Genomic DNA, 1,442 nt, shown 5'->3' with positions numbered 1-1,442 from the left:
TCGATCCCGTTCATCTCCTCCGTTTACCCACAGGGTAAAGAGGTGCCAGGCGTGGCGACTGCTGGGCAAGACTTTCGGCATGTTGATCCCAGGGATTCCGGCAAAGGCTTTCCTATATGATTCGCAGAGTTTGCCTCGTTGTAGCCAGCGTTGATTGATGCGGGGGATTTGTGGAATCAGCAGGGCGGCTTGGAGGTCGAACATGTTGACTTTGTAGCCAAACTCCACCATGTCCCAATGTTGAAAGCGGTGGCCGTGTCGTTTTCCGGCTTCTTTGTTCATGCCGTGGGAGCGCATGCGGATGAGTCGTTCTGCCAGTTCTTCATCATTGGTTGCGAGTGCGCCTCCTTCTCCGGAGCAGAGATTTTTGGTGGCATAAAAGCTAAAGCAGGCGGCATCTCCCAGGGTGCCGGGTCTTATGCCATCTCGTTCTCCTTCTACGCAGTGTGCGGCGTCTTCGATGAGTGCGAGTCCGTGTTGGTCGGCGATTTTTCGTAGTTTGATCATGTCGCACATTTGGCCGTAGAGGTGTACTACCAGGATGGCTTTGGTGCGGGGGGTGATGGCGGCTTCGATTTTGTTCGCATCTATATTGCCGGTGTTGGCTTCCACATCCACGAATATGGGGGTGTTGCGCCGACTTCCAGCACGGAGTTGGGTGTGGCGATGAAGGTCATTGGGGTTGTGATGACTTCATCTTTTGGTCCTACTCCCAGGCCTCTGAGGGCGAGCATGAGTGCGGAGGTGCAGCTGTAGAGGCCGACGACTCGTTTGACGTTTAGGTAGTTGGCAAATTGGGATTCGAAGGTAGCGGTTCGGGGTCCGGCGGTGAGAAAGGGGGAGGAGAGTGCTTCGACCATTGAGGTGGTTTCGGCTTCTCCCAGGTGGTGGCGGTAGAAGGGGACTTTCATGTTTTGCCGTTGATTTTATTGATAGGGGTGCAGGGGGATTATCTCCCTGCCGGGTTTGGGCGGAGCCCAAGGTTTTGTCTTTTGAATTGTCTTTTGAATTATTTTTTTTGAATTGTCTTTTGAATTGTCTTTTGAATTGTCTTTTGAATTATTTTTTTTGAATTGTCTTTTGATTTTCCATATCCAGCGGGTTTGGGGCGCAGCCCCAAGGTTTTGCCTTTTGCTTTTCCATTTTCACTGAAGAGGCTACAACGTCGGCGATGGGTCATCTTCAGGTGGAGCGACTGCAAGATAAAATCAAGGTCAAAGCCAAGGTCAAAGCCAAGGTCAAAGCCAAGGTCAAAATCAAAAGTCAAAGCCAAGGTCAAAATCAAAAGTCAAAGCCAAGGTCAAAACCAAAAGAAGAACCGTGGGGGCAAGCCCCCACACCCCCGGGGGGTTGTAAAGCAAAATCGTAACTGCTCTCCCCCTATTTGATTTTGCCAGCCAAAGCGATTTGAATGGCGATCAATGGGTTGACTCCCTGTTGAC

Annotated in this window: 2 protein-coding genes and 1 pseudogene; all 3 read right to left on the bottom strand. The window is 51.0% G+C overall.

Annotation, left to right across the window (positions count from 1 at the left end):
• The 3 genes and pseudogenes from HQL52_13850 to HQL52_13840 all read right to left on the bottom strand — a co-directional run bounded on the left by HQL52_13850 (position 1) and on the right by HQL52_13840 (position 1,273).
• Positions 1 to 684 (bottom strand): annotated as a pseudogene (locus tag HQL52_13850) (DegT/DnrJ/EryC1/StrS family aminotransferase).
• Complete coding sequence (locus HQL52_13845) at positions 588 to 911, bottom strand: DegT/DnrJ/EryC1/StrS aminotransferase family protein (protein ID MBF0370531.1); 324 nt, start codon at positions 909 to 911, stop codon at positions 588 to 590. The pseudogene HQL52_13850 and the gene HQL52_13845 overlap by 97 nt, the downstream one beginning before the upstream one ends.
• A gap of 98 nt (positions 912 to 1,009) precedes the next feature.
• Positions 1,010 to 1,273, bottom strand: coding sequence for a hypothetical protein (locus HQL52_13840; GenBank protein ID MBF0370530.1), 264 nt, complete (start codon positions 1,271 to 1,273; stop codon positions 1,010 to 1,012).
• Positions 1,274 to 1,442 lie beyond the last annotated feature (169 nt).

This window comes from Magnetococcales bacterium (genome assembly GCA_015232395.1).
Lineage (GTDB): Bacteria > Pseudomonadota > Magnetococcia > Magnetococcales > JADFZT01 > JADFZT01.
This window is presented reverse-complemented; position numbering and strand designations above follow the sequence as displayed.